This is a genomic window from Pseudoneobacillus rhizolycopersici (assembly GCF_054786815.1).
This window is the reverse complement of sequence record NZ_JBTOOE010000001.1, coordinates 182,859-200,284: the sequence shown is the minus strand read 5'-3', so window position 1 is coordinate 200,284 and position 17,426 is coordinate 182,859. Positions and strand designations below refer to the sequence as shown.

The window sequence follows — 17,426 nt, the reverse complement described above, 5'->3', positions numbered from 1 at the left end:
TCTGTGGCTGTTTATTTCCCCGTAAATACTGGTTTTCGCTTTTCGCTGAAGGCAGCCAACGCTTCTAACCGATCCTTGGAGGGAATGGTCACTTCATACGCTTTTGCTTCGATTTCTAAACCTGATACAATATCTACCTCTGCACCCAACTGTATCGCAAGCTTCGCCTGACGAACTGCGATTGGAGCATTGGCTAGAATCTCACCGGCTAGTTTTTCACATGAGGTTTGGAGGCTATTTTTTGAAACCACTTTCGTTAAAATACCACAATGCAAGGCCTCGTAGGCTGAAATTTTTCTAGCTGTAAGGATGAGCTCCTTCGCTTTCATTTCCCCGATTAATCTTGTAAGGCGCTGCGTTCCACCAGCTCCTGGTATGATTCCCCAGCTAACTTCGGTCAATCCCATCAACGCTTGTTCTACAGCAATGCGGAAATCGCAAGCTAGTAAAAGCTCGAACCCTCCTCCAAAAGCTGCACCGTTGATGGCCGCAATTGTCGGTTGAGGCAAGTTAGCTATAGAATGAAACACATCACGAATTTTCCGCACATTGCGTCTTACCTCATCTTCATTTAGCGTTTTTCGTTCTTTTAAATCAGCACCAGCACTAAACGCTTTATCTCCTGCTCCGGTAAAAATAACTACTCTAACATCTGGATTGGAATATAATCCATCAACGATTTCGCCAAGCTCGACAAGCGTCTCATAATTAAAGCAATTTAGCACTTCTGGCCGATTCAGCGTGACATATGCAATATGATTTTTTAACTCTAGAGTTATATTGATCATCATGATTCCTCCAACGAGCAGTTTTCTACAATCGTTGAGATCCCTTGACCAACGCCAACACACATGGTTGCTAATCCTAATCTGGCATTTGAGCGTTTCATTTCATAAATTAAGGCGGTTAAAATTCTAGCCCCGCTCGCTCCAAGTGGGTGCCCAAAAGCAATCGCGCCACCGTTTACATTCACCTTATCTTTATCCAAACCCAGTTCGCGAATACAAGCCAAAGATTGCGAAGCAAAAGCCTCATTTAATTCGATTAAGTTAATTTCATCGATTGTTAGCTTAGCACGCTCTAATGCCTTCTTAGTAGATTCGATTGGGCCAATTCCCATTATAGAAGGTTCAACACCGGCTACTGCTGATACAACATATTTTGCCAATGGTTTGAGATTTAATTGTTTGGCTTTTTCAGCGCTCATCAGAAGTAGCGCTGCTGCTCCATCATTCACTCCAGAGGCATTCCCGGCAGTTACCGTACCATTTGGGAACAATGGCTTTAATTTTGCAAGCTTTTCAAGAGTAGTATCTGGGCGTGGATGCTCGTCTTTATCGACGGTAATCACATTCCCTTTACGGTCCTTGTATTCAACTGGGATGATTTCTTCAGCAAACAACTCACTTTCCATCGCGCTAGCTGCCCGCTGCTGGCTTTCGTAAGCAAATAGATCTTGATCCTCTCGAGTGATTTCGTACCTACGGGCAACATTTTCAGCTGTTTCCGGCATGGTGTCGACACCGTACATTTCTTTTAACAACGGATTGGTAAAGCGCCAACCAATTGTTGTATCAAACATCTCCATATTTCCGCGTGGAAAATCGTCTTGCGGCTTAGCCATAACAAATGGAGCCCTCGTCATGCTTTCAGTCCCACCTGCGATAAAGATATCACCCTCCCCCGCTAAAATCGCCCTGGCCGCATAGTTGACAGCGTCCAACCCTGAACCGCAGAGTCGATTGATTGTTGTCGCTGCAACATGGATGGGTAGACCTGCTAATAGTGCAGACATGCGTGCCACATTTCGGTTATCTTCTCCAGCCTGGTTGGCATTACCGAAAATAACCTCTTCAATTTCCTCAGGGTTGATTTCCTGATTTCTTTCTACCAAAGCTTTTATGACAATAGCCCCTAAATCATCAGGTCGGATCGTTTTTAACGCACCCTTGTAGCGGCCGATTGGTGTCCGAACCGCATCCACAATCACTACTTCTCTCATCGGTTAAACCTTCCTTCTATTCATCTTTACGATAATCATAGACTCCCCTGCCGGTCTTCCTTCCTAGGCGTCCTGCCTTAACGTATTGCTCCAGTAATGGTGCAGGGCGATACTTTTCCCCTAACTTTTCGTGGAGATATCGTAGATTATTAAGCCGTGTGTCAAGACCAACTAAATCCCCTAATTCAAATGGTCCCATCGGATAATTGAGTCCTAGTTTTATGGCTTTGTCGATTTCTTCTGGTGTTCCTAATCCCTCTTGGAGCATGTAAAAGGCCTCGTTTCCGACAAGGGCACTCATCCGACTTGTTACAAAGCCAGGGAATTCATTAATGGTAACCGTTTCCTTGCCCATTTGTTCTGCAATTCCCTTTACCTTTTCTACGGTTTCATCACTTGTTTCAAGGCCGCGAACCATTTCAACGAGTCGCATCTTTTGCACCGGATTAAAGAAATGCATCGCCATAACCTTTTCTGGACGTTTCGTATAGGAGCCTAATTCGGTTGGGCTCATCGTTGAGGTATTAGAAGCGAACACACAATTTACTGGTGCATGTTGGTCAATGACTTCAAAGATGGACTTTTTGATTTCGGCTACCTCGGGTACAGCTTCGATGATTAGATTTGCTTCTTTTACTGCCGGTATAAGATGATTGGAAAAAGATAGGTTAGCTTTCGCTTCTGATGCTTGTTCTATGGCAATTTTGTTACGTTCAATCGCTTTTTGAAAAATGAGTCCGATTTCTTTTTCAGCACTTTGTAGCTGAGTTTCATTTATATCGACCAATGTCGTATGAAAGCCGCCTACTGCACTAACATAGGCAATCCCGCGGCCCATAACTCCCGAGCCAATGACAACGATGTTTTGCATTTTCTGTTCCCCCTATAAAGTAGAGAAGCACTCCTTCAAATACAGAGTGCTCTCAAGGCTAGATTAGATTCCGAATGGGTTTAGAGGACGTGCTCCAAAATAGGAGATTACACTTTTCGTTTCACAATATAAATCAAGGGTTTCAATACAAAGCTCACGGCCGAAACCTGATTGTTTATAACCTCCGAATGGTGTACCAGGGAATGCCGAAAACGGACAGTTTACCATCACGATACCAGCTTGAATTTGTTTCGAAACACGGGTAGCTCGAGCATAATCCTTCGTCCAAATCGCTGATCCTAATCCATAATCGCTATCGTTCGCACGCTTTATGACTTCTTTTTCATCCTTGAAAGGCAAGACCACAACGACTGGTCCGAAGATTTCTTCCTTCACTACCTTCATATCATCATGAACGTTTGTGATGATCGTTGGTTCATACCAAAAGCCCTCTTCGAAACCTTCCACTTTCGCTTCTTTTCCACCAGTTAAGATAGTCGCACCTTCTTCAACAGCTGATTGGACATAGCCATCGATTACTTGTAGTTGCTCGCGGCTAATGATTGCACCAACATGCGTTTCTTTTGCGAACGGATTGCCCAATTGGAGTTTCTTCGTTTTATCTAAAAACTTCTCGATAAACTCTTCGTAAATCTCTTCTTGAACATATAAACGAGAGCGTGCCTCACAAGATTGACCAGTGTTATAGAAGATTCCGAATAAAGACCCGTCCACTGCTGCATCAACGTCTGCATCTGCAAAAATGATATTAGGTGATTTTCCACCTAGCTCTAATGTCACTCGTTTTAATGTATGGGACGCTTTGGCCATAATGTTTTTACCAATTGGTGTTGATCCAGTGAATGCGACTTTGTCAACTTGTGGATGCTCCACTAGATAGTTGCCGATTTCGGAACCTGCACCAGGGACTATATTAACTACCCCTGCTGGAACGCCTGCTTCAATACAGATTTCTCCAAGCACAATAGCAGTTAATGGTGTTAGAGTGGCTGGTTTGACGACAACCGAACAGCCAACGGCGATGGCTGGGGCAATTTTCCATGCTGCCATCATTAATGGATAGTTCCATGGGATTATTTGCGCACAAACACCTACTGGTTCTTTTTCTGTGATGTTTTGAAATTGGCCAGGCATACTATTGTTAGCACCGCGATGGCTGACAATCGCCCCTGCATAAAATTCAAAGTCTTCAATGGCTTGCATGACTTGTCCTTGCGCCGCACCTAGAGATTTACCTGTATCTAAAATCTCTAATTCTACTAATTCGTTAAAGCGGGATCGCATAATCGAGGCAATTTTATTTAATGTTCTCGAGCGTTTATTGACAGGTGATAATCGCCATTTTCCTTGATCGAACGACGCTCTTGCCGCTTGAACTGCTCGCTCAACATCTTCTTTTGTGGCTTTGGATACCGCCGCAATCGGCTCTCCGGTAGCGGGAGCGTACGTTATGTACGTTTCTTGGTTGGAGCTTTCTACACGCTCCCCGTTTATGATCATCCAATAGAGATCACGTTTCATTTCTAATTGTTCGAATTTTTGTTCTTTAACTGATGACAATGGATTACACTCCTTTGAATTGTGGTTTTCTTTTTTCTAAAAAGGCTTGCACGCCTTCCATATGATCAGCGGTGAGGCCGGCAATTCGCTGTCCTTGGGCATCTAATTCTAAGAATTCATCGTAGGTAACGTTCCAGCTTGCTACCAGATTCTTTTTAATCAGGCCGATAGCCTTTGTTGGCATGTTTGCTAAACGTTCAGCAAATTGACCGACTTCTTCTAGGAAACTTTCTGTTGGAACAACTTTTGTGACCAGACCCAATGCGTTGGCCTGCTCGGCTGTTATTTTTTCGCCTAATACAGCAAGTTCGAGCGCTTTTGCGTGGCCGATTAGTCGTGGTAAGAAGTAAAGATTTCCCGAGTCCGGAACTAGGCCAACATGGATAAACGCCTGGAGAAAGCTTGCCTTTTCACTGGCAATCCGGAAGTCGCAGGCTAAGGCGAGACTGAATCCAGCACCAGCTGCTACCCCGTTTACCGCAGCAATCACTGGTTTTTCTACCTTTGAGAGTGCCTTCATCATTGGATTATAATGATTTCTTAGTATATCACCATGGTCCATTTGATCATCGACATCAGCTAAATCCTGACCGGAACAGAAGGCGCGGCCTGAGCCTGTGATAACTAGGGCACGGACTCCAGTGTCTTTGGACGCTTCTTTAATGGCTTTTTCCATCTCTTTGTTTAACTGTTTTGTAAATGCATTTAATTTGTCAGGGCGATTCAACGTCAGCCAAGCGACTCCGTTTCGCTTTTCATACTGTACAGTTTCATACATATAAGTGGGCACCCCTTACTTCCCTCTGAAATCCGGTTTTCTTTTTTCAATAAACGCACGCATTCCCTCTTTTTGATCTTCTGTTGAGAATAAAAGTGAGAAGTTTTTGCGTTCAAATTGCATTCCTTCGTACAAGGAATGGTCGACCGCCTTAAGGACCGCTTCCTTTATATAGCGAAGGGAGATTGGCGGTTGCATGGCTAGTGTTTGAGCGTACTTAATTGCTTCTTCCATTAAGACTTCTTTGGCAACTAGTTTGTTGACGATGCCGAATTGTGCTGCTTCCTTAGCTGGGATTCTTGCACCTGTGAACAGCCATTCCATTGCTTTTGTTTTACCAACAAGCTTTGTTAAACGTTGAGTTCCCCCAGCACCTGGCATTATCCCAAGATTGACTTCAGGGAAACCGAATTCAGCATCGTCTGCAGCCCATAATAGGTCACAGCATAGGGCAAGCTCGAACGCTCCCCCCAAGGCGAATCCATGAACAACACCGATGATTGGCTTCTTAATCCAAGCAATTCGGTCCCAGTCGGTAAATTGGTTTAGTAACTCTAAGTCAGTAGAACTGACGTTTGCCATTTCATCGATATCGGCACCTGCTGCAAAGGCACGACCGTTGCCGCATAATAGAATGACTCGTATAGCAGGATTATGGTCAAAATTCTCTAATGCATGAAGAATTTCAGTGACCATTTGCCGATTTAAGGCATTTAACACTTTCGGGCGATTGAGCTTTATGAACGCTAATGGCCCTTCAATGTTCGTTAAAATATATTGATACGGATTACTCATTGACTTCCTCACCAATCATCATGGTGATAATATCACCTGCAAAAGACATGGCATCTTTTCCTGATGCCTTCGCTTCAGGTGTTTTCATTGCAGCCTTGAATGACTCCATATCGTCATAGTACATTTCGCACATTAAATAATACTTGCCTTCACCACCCATTGGACTCCCAATGATTTTTGTCACGTCCATTTTACGTAAGCCAGGGATTTTCGCTGTAAGTGGTGCATGAACTTCATGGTAATATTTGTCGAATTCTTCCTTGTTTTCTGGGTGTTTGTAAAGTGCGATCATTTTAATCATAGGTTTGCATCTCCTCTGGTTCATATTTTAATAGCATTAATTTATATGTGTGAAACCATTATTTATTACAGATTGGCCATTGGCTTCATGGCTTCAAATGGATTTTTACAAGACTTGCAATAAAGAATGCTTCTACATGCAGTCGGTCCAAATAGGTTTTCAAGTGTGGTATAGGTCGAGCCGCAATATGGACAGTCTACCTTCCATTCTCCCGTATCACTCATGTAGGTTGGCGGTGGGGCAATCCCAAATTCGAGCAATTGTTGTCGCCCGAGTTCAGTGATCCGGTCTGATGTCCAAGGTGGGCTTAGTAAAAATTGAACCTCAACGTTTTTAAGCCCCTCGATGTTTGATAGAGCATTTTTTACATTGTTCTTAATAATTTCCAGTGCCGGGCAGCCAAGAAAAGTCGGTAAAAGATAGACTGTAAGATTGGAAGATTCATAGGTGAACTTTTCAAGCATCCCGAGTTCAATAATTGAAACCGTTGAAATCTCCGGATCCATTACGGTATGAAGCGCTTCCATTATTGTTTGCTCAAGCTGTTGGCTCATCTTTTCATCCCATCTTTCTTTACCAGGCTGCGGTTGGATCAGACTGGTAGACTTCTGTTAATGTTGTAAGGGCATCTTCTAAATCTTTTGTATGTTCGCCGTTGCGACCATTCCCGTTTTTCATGCCAAAGGTCGGCAGGGTGACTTGGACATCTTCGAGGATTGGTTTTATTAGGAGCGTCCATTGGTTTTTAAGTTCGGCCGAACTGCTGATTAGACCGGATTCGACCATAGCCTTTTCTCTATCTCCAAGATGGATAACCCCATCCATGTCTAGGGAAACTGTTTGAATCGCAGCCTCCATTCGCGTTCTAGCTTCCCCTCCTGCTTTGAGGAGTTGAGTGAACCAAGTTTTCCAATGAAGGATATGATAATAGATTTCAAAATTAACTTTAGTTGCTGCTTCGACTAATGGCTGATAGCTGCCTTGTTTAATCGAGTCCATTTTGACTTTCTTAGCCATAATGTAGAAATAATTTCGAACCACAGCAAATGCCCAGTCATAGCGCGGTTCCACTAAATAATGGCCAGGACCATTCACTTTCTCTAGTAAAATGGCATTTCGTCTTTCTTCCGCTGCTCGATTATGGGCCAGATCATTTGCATTACCAACTTGTAGATCTTCCAAAAGCTGATAGAAGATGGCTGCGTGCCCCATCGTGTCTTGGCTAATGGATGAAAAAGCGACGTCTTCCTCGATATGTGGTGCGAGGCCAAGCCATTCCGAACCACGGTAGGCAAGGATAAAGTCGTCATCAGCCAGTTGAAATAGTAGTTCATGTAGGGCTTCGTTATTCGTTTTTGTCATTGGTTCTTTTCCCTCCCCACGATAGAATTTCTTTTTCATCTAGCATGCCTTGTTCATATTGGCGCCATTTCTTTTTTAAGTAACCATAGCCTTTTGTGTTACGGTAATCTTTATTATCGATGCGGAATAATGATTCTCTCTCTTCGCTGGTCATTTTACGAATGTTGGATCTTTTTACGACCCAAATATCGGCAACTGGCTCACGGCGCATAAAATTTTCCTGAGCCATTACAATGGCCATTTCTTCATTTGGAGCTAGTAATGAAAATTGATACTGCATTGGAGCGGTATCTGAACGTTTACTGAATACCTCAAATTCTTGATAGAAACCTACACTACCCATTGGCAATCTCCTTTCTTTTTTTACGAGATATCTTGACTTAAAGCTTCACGTACCCATTGATTTGTTTCATAGGAAATTTTTCGAAGACGTAGGCGGTCTTTTGATTTTGGTCCGTTATTTTTAATAATTTCCTTGAATTGACTCCAGTCCGGTTGATTGTAGACCCATTTTTGTTGATTTTGATCAAAGTGCATCGACTCGTCTGGTAGTTTTAATCCAAGGGAAAGAATTCTTGGAACATATTTTGAGAAGAAATCCTGGCGAAGCTCCTCGTTCGTTTTCGTGCGGATTCCATATTTAATGGTTGTGTCCTGTTTGGACGTACCAGTTGTGGCAGCATCACTCGGGCCAAAGAACATTAATAACGCATCCCACCAACGATTGAGCGAATCTTGGATGAGCGCTTTTTGATCAGGTGTACCTTCTGCAAGTGCCATAATAATCGATTCACCATGTTGGGCATGGAAAACCTCTTCCGCGCAAATTCGTTTTAATGCTCTGGCGTATGGACCGTATGAGGCATCTAGCATATTCGTTTGCGAAATAATCGCAGCCCCGTCTACAAGCCAACCGATTAAACCAGCATCTCCCCAAGTTGGCGCAGGCATATGGAAAACATTATGAAACTTTAAATCTCCTGAAAATAAATCTTCCATAATATTTTCACGGGTTTTTCCATATGGTTTCATTAAATCTTCGGCCACACGAAGAAGTAATTGCCCGTGCCCCATTTCATCTTGAACTTTGGCCATAATCCCCAGTTTTCGTCTTAAAGAGGGTGCCTTCGGGACCCATTCTTTTTCTGGAAGCGCACCCATAATTTCACTAATCCCGTGCATCGAAATCAGCTTAATAAGGGTTTTTCGGTAATCTTCAGGCATCCAGTCATCGGCTTCAATTTTCTCACCCTTCTGGATCCGTTTGATAAACCGTTGATACTTTTCCTCTTCGGTTAACTGTTGTGATAATACTTCACTCAAACCTCTCCACCTCCATAAATCTTCTTAAAACAACATATTTTAGAAGTTTAATTTATATAACGTTTATTTTTCGTGATAACTAATATGTGTTATACGTTTTAACACAAATGTAACGTGTATATAGTGAAAAGTCAATACACTTTTCAGAAAATTTCCACCACTTTATCGCTTTAAAGTGTGGGGAGGAATATTTTGTTTGGATGTTGAAATAGTATTAGATGAGATTTTTTTAGGAGGGCTTTTTGTGGAGAATGGAGTTTTTACCTATCTTTCGGAGAATCGAGAGAAGCATTTAGCGGAGTTAAAGGAGTTTTTGGCAATTCCTAGTATAAGTTCTTTGCCAGAACATAAAGAAGATGTTCAAGCTGCCGCCAAATGGGTTGCCAATGCTTTAGAAGTGATTGGCATGGAGAAAGTGGAGATTTACCAAACAAAGGGCCACCCTGTGGTGTACGGGGAATGGCTTAAAGCTGAGGGCAAACCGACCGTGCTCATTTATGCGCACTATGATGTCCAACCTGTCGACCCTCTTCATTTGTGGGACAGTCCCCCTTTTGAGGCGGAGATTCGCGACGAAAAGCTTTATGCACGTGGTGCTAGTGATGACAAAGGTCAAGGATTCATGCATTTGAAGGCGCTGCAAGCCATTCTTGAAACGACGGGCAGCCTTCCAATCAATGTAAAGTTCCTAATTGAAGGTGAGGAAGAAGTGGGCAGTCCGAACCTACCACTGTTTGTTGAAGAAAATAAAGATTTGCTGAAATCAGATGTCATTGTCATTTCAGATTCTAGTATGCTGGAAAAAGGAAAACCAACTCTTTGCTATGGATTAAGAGGTTTATGTGGCGTTCAAATCGATATAAAGGGGCCAAAAGGCGACCTTCATTCCGGGCTCTACGGTGGAGCCATTCAAAACCCCATCCATGCATTAGTAGAAATTGTACAATCCTTCCATAATAAAAATGGTCAGATTACCGTTGACGGCTTTTACGACCAAGTAGCTGAATTGACAGCTGCTGAAAAAGAAGCCTATGAGGCACTTGGTATCAAAGATGAATCTTTCATCGAGCAATTGGGAGTACCTGAAATGTTTGGGGAGGAAGGCTACTCCACATTAGAACGAACTTGGGTTCGACCCACTCTTGAGGTGAACGGGATTTATGGTGGTTTCCAAGGTGAAGGAATTAAAACGGTTCTTCCTTCTGAGGCACATGCTAAAATTACTTGCCGCCTTGTACCAAATCAAGATCCGGATGTGATTGTCGAATTACTCCAAAATCATATTAAAAAGCACACTCCACACGGAGTTACGGTGAATGTATCTTTGTTTGATAAAGGGGCACCATTTGTGACGCCATTTGATCACCCTGCGATACAAGCAGCGGGTCGGGCGTATGAAAAGGTTTATCAAGTACCAACCTCTTTTACCCGTGGTGGTGGATCGATTCCAATTGTCGCGACTTTTGATCAAATTTTGGGGGCTCCTGTTGTGTTAATGGGCTTTGGTTTACCTGATGAAAACTTTCATGCCCCAAATGAGCATTTCCATTTAGAGAATTTTGACAAAGGTATGGAAACGCTATGTCATTATTGGTATGAGTTGGAGAAATCTTTATAAAATTCAACAGGCTGACTCAATGTGTTCCAATTGACACGAGTCAGCCTGTTTCTATTTAACTAATTTCCAAGTAAGTTTTCTAAAACTTGTTGGACTTTATAACCTTCATGGAAAGAAACGAGTTTGCCCTCTTCTCCCTTAATGGCTTTTACAAGTTCACCTACTAAATCAATTTCTTCTTCCCGTTGTAGCGGGAAAATTTCAGGTGATGAATCTCCTTCAGAGATAGATAAGACACTCCAATTCATCAAGTCGACGGTTCCTTTGTCTCCATAGACTTTAAAGGAAATATGTTCCTTTTGACCAATTCCACTTAGTCCGTTGAATAGTACCGAGGTATTGTTAGCCAGTTCCATTCTAGCAATAAACCCTATTTCACAACGTGTTGGATCTTCTGGGTAATCTACAAACGAACGAATGTTTTGAAGTTCGCCAAAAACATCCTGAATCATTTGGATATAATGAGGTCCCACCTCACGAATAAATCCTCCCTGCTCACGGCTGGCAATCCATTCATTTTGTTGCCAAGCCCGGGGCCAGGTTGTAAAATGCATCTGCACTTCTACGCGATTTACCTCTCCGATTTTGCCACTTGTAACGAGTTCTTTAAATTTTTGATAGACATTGGAATACATCATAGGAAAGTTAATCGCATTTACTAGATTCGTGTTATTGACAGCTTCAGCCATTTCCAGAGCTTCCTGTAAGGAATTTGCCAACGGTTTTTCACAAAGAATATGTTTATTACTCGCAATAACGTCTAAAGCAATCTTGTGATGAAATTTAGGCGGAACTGCCAAGTAAACTAAAGAAATATCTTCGTTTTGGAGCATTTCAGTATGGTCCTTATACGTACTAATGCTGTTGAATCTTTCTTTGATGCTGGATAGTCTAGCATCATTTACGTCACAAACAGCAACTACATCCGTCTCCGGATGATTAATAAATTTATGTATCACTCTCTCCCCTATTGCTCCAAGTCCAATAACCCCAACTCTAACGGTCATTAAAAAGCCACCCCAATATCAGAATTTTTTCATAACAACAATATAATAACACCAAATAACCACCATACAGAAACAAAATGCACTTCACCGCACCACCGCGTTAATCCCCAGCGGGACAGTCCCCACATGCTTTAACGCGCTAAAGTGGGGTCCATTGTGGGGGAAGGAGTTTTTGATATTTGGGTTGGAGGAACCGGTCGTCGATAAGGACGATGAGTCCTTTGTCTGATTCGGAACGGATTAGACGTCCACCAGCCTGTAAGACTTTATTGATACCCGGGTAGACGTAAGCGTAGTCATATCCACTTTTACCAATCCTATCGAAGTATTCCTTAATAAGATCACGTTCCAATCCAATCTGGGGTAAGCCAACCCCAATCACCATAACGCCATTTAGCCGGTCGCCTTTTAAGTCCACACCTTCGGAAAAAATACCACCCAGTACTGCAAATCCAACCAATGTTTTTGGACGATTAGGCTGAAAATGTTCTAAAAACCCTTCCTTCTCCTCCTCCGACATTCCCTGTGTCTGAACAAGCACATCATAAGATGAATCCTCAAAATTACACGTTTCATAAACCATCATCATATATTGATACGATGGAAAAAATACCAAAAAGTTTCCCGGCCGATTTTTTACAAACTTCCCAATCAGATGGGCAATTTGTCCCTTCGTACGCTCCCTGTCTTTAAATCGCGTTGAAAGCGGTTCAATATAAAATTCTGTCTGTTCATTTCGAAACGGTGAGGGAATTCCAATTAAATAATCCTCTTCCGTCGCCCCAAGAAGATGCTGATAATAATCAATCGGCATTAACGTGGCACTAAAATAAATCAACGATCGGAATCCTTTTGACATTTGATTTAATTGGTGTGAAGGGTCCAAACAAAAGATCTTAACTTTAACCTCACTCCGATCGATTTCCAAATATATCGTAAATCGTTCATCATAGAATTTGTAGATTCTAAGGAAGTTCTGGACTAAAAAATAACTTTCCAATAATACCTCATCCGTATTTCCGCCCGATTGCCTTAGGAGTTCTGCCTCAGCTTCGTTTTTAAAATGCTCCAGCGACTGCAAAAACTCGTCTGGTAGATCATCGAAAAACGCAACCTCTTTCGGTTTTGCCTCTTTTTTAAACGTCAAAAACAAAGCATTAATTTCCTTAGCCGCATTCGCCAAGCTCAACTTTGAATTTTGGTACTCTTTTTTTAATGTCAAAAATTGTAATTTACTGAGTCCAGCAGAAAACATTTCCCGCGAGCGGTCGACCAAATTATGCGCCTCATCAATAAGCAGCACTGTTTCCTTTTTCTGATCTTCCAATAACCTCTTTAATGATACTCGCGGATCAAAAATATAATTATAATCACAGATGACTGCATCAGCTAAATAAGATAAGTTTAAGGAAAATTCAAATGGACATAGTGTATGTTTAATGGCATATCGCTCAATCGTAGAGCGATTTATTGCGACTTCATTTGCGAAAATATCCAATATCGCCCCATTTAAGCGGTCATAATAGCCATTGGCAAATTCACAATAATCCTTTTGGCAAATCACTTTTTCCTTTAGACAAGTCTTTTCTTTAGCGGTAATTGTCACAGAAGAAAAACAAAGGCCTTTCTCCTGCATTAATTGAAAAGCCTCTTCCGCCGCTTGTCTAGTAATCGTCTTAGCTGTTAAATAATATAACTTCCCACATTCTCCCTCACCCATTGCCTTGATCGAAGGAAAGGTCGTTGATATCGTCTTACCAATTCCAGTTGGCGCCATAGCAAAAAGGTTTTTCTTGTCCTGAATCGTTTTATAAACGGCACCTGCAAGCTTTCTTTGTCCTGGTCTGAACTGCTCAAACGGAAATGCAAGTTTCTTGATACTTTCATTTCGCTCTGACAAGTGCTTTAATCTTAGTTCCGCAAATGGGGCATATTGTGAAATTGTTTCCATCACAAATGCCTTCAACTCTTCAAACCGAAAAGTTTGAACCAACCGTTTCACTTCTTCAGTCAAAACCTGATAATAAGTTAATCTAACGTTAATTTGATTCAGTTGATGATTTTTTGCATAAATGTATGCATAAACCTTAGCCTGAGCCCAATGCACAGGAATTCCGGAATCTTCAATCGAGTTTAAATCCATCGATGTCGACTTTATTTCGTCAATCGTTATCACGTTGTCCCCGAACAAAATACCATCGCAACGACCATCTATTTCATAGGTATATCCTTTATATTCCATTACGGTTTGTAGTGGTATTTCTTTTAAATCACCTTCAGTATAAGCGCTTTGTAATTTTTGGTGAGCTTTAGTACCCTCGACCATTGATTGTGAGGTCCGGAATCGCTGATCAATACTGCCACTGCTAAAAACGTACTCCACTAAAGAGCGGATTGAAACCTTCATATGATTCTCTACCAAACCCTCACCTCCCCAAAACGAAAAGGCTTAGAACTCTCTAAGCCTTTTGAAAGATAGCTAAAAGTTTTTCATTCCGTACTTGTTGTTCTTCTTCACTAGATAAATCATATTTTTTTAATAAATGGAAAACCTCATTAAGTGTGTCTTGAGAATGTTCTTTTGTAAAAAATATCGTAAACAAATCTAGTAGGTCTGCTGGTAAAAATTCTTGTTGTGATTCAAATTTGTTTTTTAAATCATCAATGGAATGATCGATATTACAGTTACTCATTGAATTCCCTCCATAATAAGCTTTTGTTGCCTTTATTATAAATGAATCTCGGCTATTTCGCGATGCCAGTCTGTTTAAATACCGGGTATTTCTTTTTCAATGCTATATAAAGCCAAACAAAGACCAATGCACTAGACGCTCGTAGAATGGAAGATACCGACATTGCGATGTGAATATTCGAAATCTCTAATATATATACCCCTACTTGTGGGGCAACAAATCCGATAATCGCTAGTAATACATTATAATTAGCGATATAGGTGCTGCGGTTATCTTCCGTTGTAACTTCAAGAAGCTGGTTAAATAGGATGAGCACTGTCCCTGCGACAAATGATCCGGTAATAAAGTTTATCGCCACTAAATAATAAAGATTTGTTGACAATACTGTTAATATTGGTGCAATGGCCATTCCGAGAGCGACAAAAATCAACATTTTGGCGTTGCTATGTTTATCCGCCATTTTTCCCCACCATTTATAGCTTATCACCTGGGAGATTTGATTGGCTACGGTAAATAAACTAATCCATAGGCCAGTCGCATGAGCGTCTTTAATTTGGTAAATATTAAAAAGAGACCAAGCCATTTGCCAAGTAAAATTAAAATATAGGCTACAAATAAGAAACGTGAAGAAACGCTTGTCCTTAATAAAATCTAAATTAAGTTGGAGTTTCCTTTCCTTTTTCGGTTTTGGTTTCTTCTCTTGTTTCGGTTCATTGTGTTTAAATAAATAAAAAACCTCAATACAACCAAAAATAAAGGCAAAAAAGAATAGAAATAGAAATGGCGATGGATTACTTTTATCAAATTGTTGCAATAATACTCCGATGATAAAAGTGGAGATCATACCAACAATGGTTACGATACGATTCCGTTCGCTGAAAAAACCGTTTCTACGTTCATCGGGAATAAGGTCTCCGATAAACGACTGCCAGCTTAAGGTGGCAAATGAGCCAGGGAAATTCATAAGTCCGATTAAAAGAACGAAAACCCAACTACGATATTCAACAGGAACAAACATAATAAAAACCATCATTAAAACGAATAATCTTGTGAAAATAATCGATAGTGCAGTAAATTTTTTCTTTTCTTCTAATCTACTTAGAATAATAGAACCGATGATCATCGCAAACATACCAACAAACTGCGGCAGAGAAGATATTAAACCAACTTGATAGTTCGACGCGCCAAGCACACTTATCGCAAATAGCGAAAAATAGTTATTACTAATGCTCACAACAACCGTCGAAGCAACCCCATTATAAATACTTAACTTCTCATTCCGCTTCACAACACCAAAATCATAACCCACAAAAGTCAACTTCCTTATCGCTTTAACGCATTAAAGCATGTGGGGACTGTCCCCGAGTTTTTTAAAGCATTAAAGCATTAAAGTGCTTTAGTGTTTTAAAAAATATACTTGCTTTAAAGTGCAAAAGTGTTTGATATTTTCTCCTCATTTTACTACGGTTGTCGAAATAATTGAAGTGAATTTTTGCAACTTTCTTAATAGCTTTTCGTCTATTTTTTTAAAGGATGTGAATGCAATGAAAAAATGGCTATTGATTATATTTTCAGCAATTTTATTAGTAGGCTGTAATGATGTTAAAGAGATTCAACCATCGGATATAAATAATCATTCGTCGGTTTCTTTATTAGACTACTTCCCTACCAGTCAACTCGAAAAGAGCTTTTTAGGTAAAGGAAACGAATTTGCTCAATATACAGAAACTTTTTACGAAAATACAGATAATTATTATCCATCAATTGTCAATAATGGTGGAACAAGAATACTAAGAGTTTATAAAGTGACTGAAGATGAGATTACGATTGTCTATGAGCAGCCGGAATATTACGAAGAAACCATTCCTTCTATCTCATCATTAGAGCCAAATTTTATTAGTAAGCCTTTGCTAGCTACCCCAATTAAATTCAGTAAAAAAGTAGGTGACTGGAAAGTAATAAGCTTATCAGAGACAGTAACTGTTCCTTATGGTGAATATGCAAATGTAATCCTCTTAGAGATGCTTAACGAAGATGGAAGTATTAATCGTCAATATTGGGCCCCTAAACTTGGAAAAATCAAAGATGAATTTATACAAAACGGTGAGGATGGTACCACATACGAAGTTACCTCCGAACTTCAATCTGTTCAATAGCAAAAAAACCCGTCATCGACGGGTTTTTTTCTTCAATTCAGCATCATACTTTAACGCTTTAAATGGTGTGGGGACTGTCCCCACATGCTTTAAAGTGTTAAAGTGCTGATGTTGTTTTGGCGCCTAGGTATCGGGCTTTCCAGTAGCTGTTTGTGAGGTCGCTGATGGTTATGCCTGTGGATGATCCGGCATGGATGAATTTGTTGTTTCCTAAATAGATTCCGGCATGCGATGGTCCAGATGTGTAGGTTTCAAAGAAGACGATGTCCCCTACTTTCGGATTGGCGACAGCCTTTGTTTCACTCCAAATCGAAGCCACTGTTCTAGGTAAAGTGATGCCAGCCTTCGCATAAACAAAATTTAAATATCCGCTACAATCAAATCCTGAAGGTGTTGTTCCACCCCAAACATAAGGAGTACCTATGTGTTTCTTTGCTTCCGTTACTAGAGTATCAACACTCGAAACCGATGTACTAGTAACAAATTTGTGCTCGGTTGTATTGGTTTCTTGTACAGCAGTACCAACTTTTAGTATTTGCCCTGGAAAAATGATGTCGAAACGGAGCTTATTCATTGATCTAAATTCATCAACTGTTAAACCGAAATTTTTTGCAATAATAGATAAACTATCCCCAGTTTTTACCGTATAGGTAACGGATTCTGAGTTAGTATGTGTATGTGGAGGTAATAGACTTAGTGATTGATTGACATAGATGGAATCAGAAGATAAGTTATTCCATGCCTTTAAGTCAGTCAAGTTAACATTATTTGCAGTAGCAATCTTCCAGAGAGTATCGCCAGATTGCACTTTATAGGTTAGATCGTGGGCGCTAGCTTGTCCGTTAAAGCCTGTTAAAAGAATACCGGCAGCTGCAGCAAATCCTATCAGATGTTTTTTCATGGTGTGTCCCCTCTTTACTGTATTGTTTATAGTTCAAT

18 protein-coding genes are annotated in these 17,426 nt (G+C 40.9%); 2 read left to right on the top strand and 16 right to left on the bottom strand.

Annotation, left to right across the window (positions count from 1 at the left end; genetic code table 11):
* Positions 1–11 precede the first annotated feature (11 nt).
* The 11 genes from ACX9YW_RS01090 to paaA form a co-directional block, all read right to left on the bottom strand.
* Positions 12–788 carry an enoyl-CoA hydratase-related protein gene (locus tag ACX9YW_RS01090; RefSeq protein WP_460341242.1) on the bottom strand — a complete coding sequence of 259 codons (777 nt, stop codon included), beginning with the start codon at positions 786–788 and terminating at the stop codon, positions 12–14.
* Positions 788–2,002, bottom strand: a complete 1,215-nt coding sequence (pcaF, locus tag ACX9YW_RS01085) for a 3-oxoadipyl-CoA thiolase (RefSeq protein WP_460340493.1) — start codon at positions 2,000–2,002, stop codon at positions 788–790. Before pcaF ends, ACX9YW_RS01090 begins: the two co-directional genes overlap by 1 nt.
* 16 nt (positions 2,003–2,018) lie before the next feature.
* Positions 2,019–2,873: a 3-hydroxyacyl-CoA dehydrogenase gene (locus ACX9YW_RS01080; RefSeq protein ID WP_460340490.1), complete on the bottom strand. Its 855-nt coding sequence runs from the start codon at positions 2,871–2,873 to the stop codon at positions 2,019–2,021.
* A gap of 63 nt (positions 2,874–2,936) precedes the next feature.
* The gene (locus ACX9YW_RS01075) at positions 2,937–4,454 is read right to left on the bottom strand and encodes an aldehyde dehydrogenase family protein (RefSeq protein WP_460340487.1); all 1,518 of its coding nucleotides are present in this window, start codon (positions 4,452–4,454) and stop codon (positions 2,937–2,939) included.
* A gap of 4 nt (positions 4,455–4,458) precedes the next feature.
* On the bottom strand, positions 4,459–5,232 hold the full coding sequence (locus ACX9YW_RS01070; RefSeq protein WP_460340484.1) for an enoyl-CoA hydratase-related protein: 774 nt from the start codon (positions 5,230–5,232) through the stop codon (positions 4,459–4,461).
* Positions 5,233–5,247: 15 nt separating this feature from the next.
* The gene (locus ACX9YW_RS01065; RefSeq protein ID WP_460340481.1) at positions 5,248–6,027 is read right to left on the bottom strand and encodes an enoyl-CoA hydratase-related protein; all 780 of its coding nucleotides are present in this window, start codon (positions 6,025–6,027) and stop codon (positions 5,248–5,250) included.
* A complete protein-coding gene (locus ACX9YW_RS01060; protein WP_460340478.1) occupies positions 6,020–6,328 on the bottom strand; it encodes an EthD family reductase in 309 nt (102 codons plus the stop codon). The genes ACX9YW_RS01065 and ACX9YW_RS01060 overlap by 8 nt, the downstream gene beginning before the upstream one ends.
* Before the next feature lie 65 nt (positions 6,329–6,393).
* A complete protein-coding gene (gene paaD, locus ACX9YW_RS01055) occupies positions 6,394–6,882 on the bottom strand; it encodes a 1,2-phenylacetyl-CoA epoxidase subunit PaaD (RefSeq protein ID WP_460340474.1) in 489 nt (162 codons plus the stop codon).
* Between the two features lie 19 nt (positions 6,883–6,901).
* Positions 6,902–7,690, bottom strand: coding sequence for a 1,2-phenylacetyl-CoA epoxidase subunit PaaC (paaC, locus tag ACX9YW_RS01050; RefSeq protein WP_460340471.1), 789 nt, complete (start codon positions 7,688–7,690; stop codon positions 6,902–6,904).
* A complete protein-coding gene (paaB, locus tag ACX9YW_RS01045; RefSeq protein WP_460340468.1) occupies positions 7,674–8,033 on the bottom strand; it encodes a 1,2-phenylacetyl-CoA epoxidase subunit PaaB in 360 nt (119 codons plus the stop codon). Before paaB ends, paaC begins: the two co-directional genes overlap by 17 nt.
* Before the next feature lie 20 nt (positions 8,034–8,053).
* The gene (paaA, locus tag ACX9YW_RS01040) at positions 8,054–9,013 is read right to left on the bottom strand and encodes a 1,2-phenylacetyl-CoA epoxidase subunit PaaA (RefSeq protein WP_460340465.1); all 960 of its coding nucleotides are present in this window, start codon (positions 9,011–9,013) and stop codon (positions 8,054–8,056) included.
* A gap of 244 nt (positions 9,014–9,257) precedes the next feature.
* On the opposite strand from paaA, the gene ACX9YW_RS01035 reads away from it, so the two are divergent.
* Entirely contained in the window at positions 9,258–10,631 is a 1,374-nt protein-coding gene (locus ACX9YW_RS01035; RefSeq protein WP_460340464.1) for a dipeptidase, read from the top strand.
* Positions 10,632–10,690: 59 nt separating this feature from the next.
* Here ACX9YW_RS01035 and ACX9YW_RS01030 read toward each other — a convergent pair whose 3' ends face one another.
* The 4 genes from ACX9YW_RS01030 to ACX9YW_RS01015 form a co-directional block, all read right to left on the bottom strand.
* Positions 10,691–11,638 (bottom strand): Gfo/Idh/MocA family protein, encoded by a 948-nt coding sequence (locus ACX9YW_RS01030; RefSeq protein ID WP_460340461.1) that lies wholly within the window; start codon positions 11,636–11,638, stop codon positions 10,691–10,693.
* Positions 11,639–11,777: 139 nt separating this feature from the next.
* Positions 11,778–14,060, bottom strand: coding sequence for a helicase C-terminal domain-containing protein (locus ACX9YW_RS01025; RefSeq protein ID WP_460340458.1), 2,283 nt, complete (start codon positions 14,058–14,060; stop codon positions 11,778–11,780).
* A gap of 37 nt (positions 14,061–14,097) precedes the next feature.
* A complete protein-coding gene (locus ACX9YW_RS01020; protein ID WP_460340456.1) occupies positions 14,098–14,331 on the bottom strand; it encodes a hypothetical protein in 234 nt (77 codons plus the stop codon).
* Between the two features lie 52 nt (positions 14,332–14,383).
* Entirely contained in the window at positions 14,384–15,640 is a 1,257-nt protein-coding gene (locus ACX9YW_RS01015) for an MFS transporter (protein ID WP_460340453.1), read from the bottom strand.
* 235 nt (positions 15,641–15,875) lie between these two features.
* Between ACX9YW_RS01015 and ACX9YW_RS01010 the strand changes: the two genes are divergently transcribed.
* Entirely contained in the window at positions 15,876–16,487 is a 612-nt protein-coding gene (locus tag ACX9YW_RS01010) for a hypothetical protein (protein ID WP_460340450.1), read from the top strand.
* A 97-nt stretch (positions 16,488–16,584) separates the two neighbouring features.
* Here the strand turns inward: ACX9YW_RS01010 and ACX9YW_RS01005 are convergent, their stop codons facing one another.
* A complete protein-coding gene (locus ACX9YW_RS01005) occupies positions 16,585–17,388 on the bottom strand; it encodes a C40 family peptidase (protein WP_460340447.1) in 804 nt (267 codons plus the stop codon).
* Positions 17,389–17,426 lie beyond the last annotated feature (38 nt).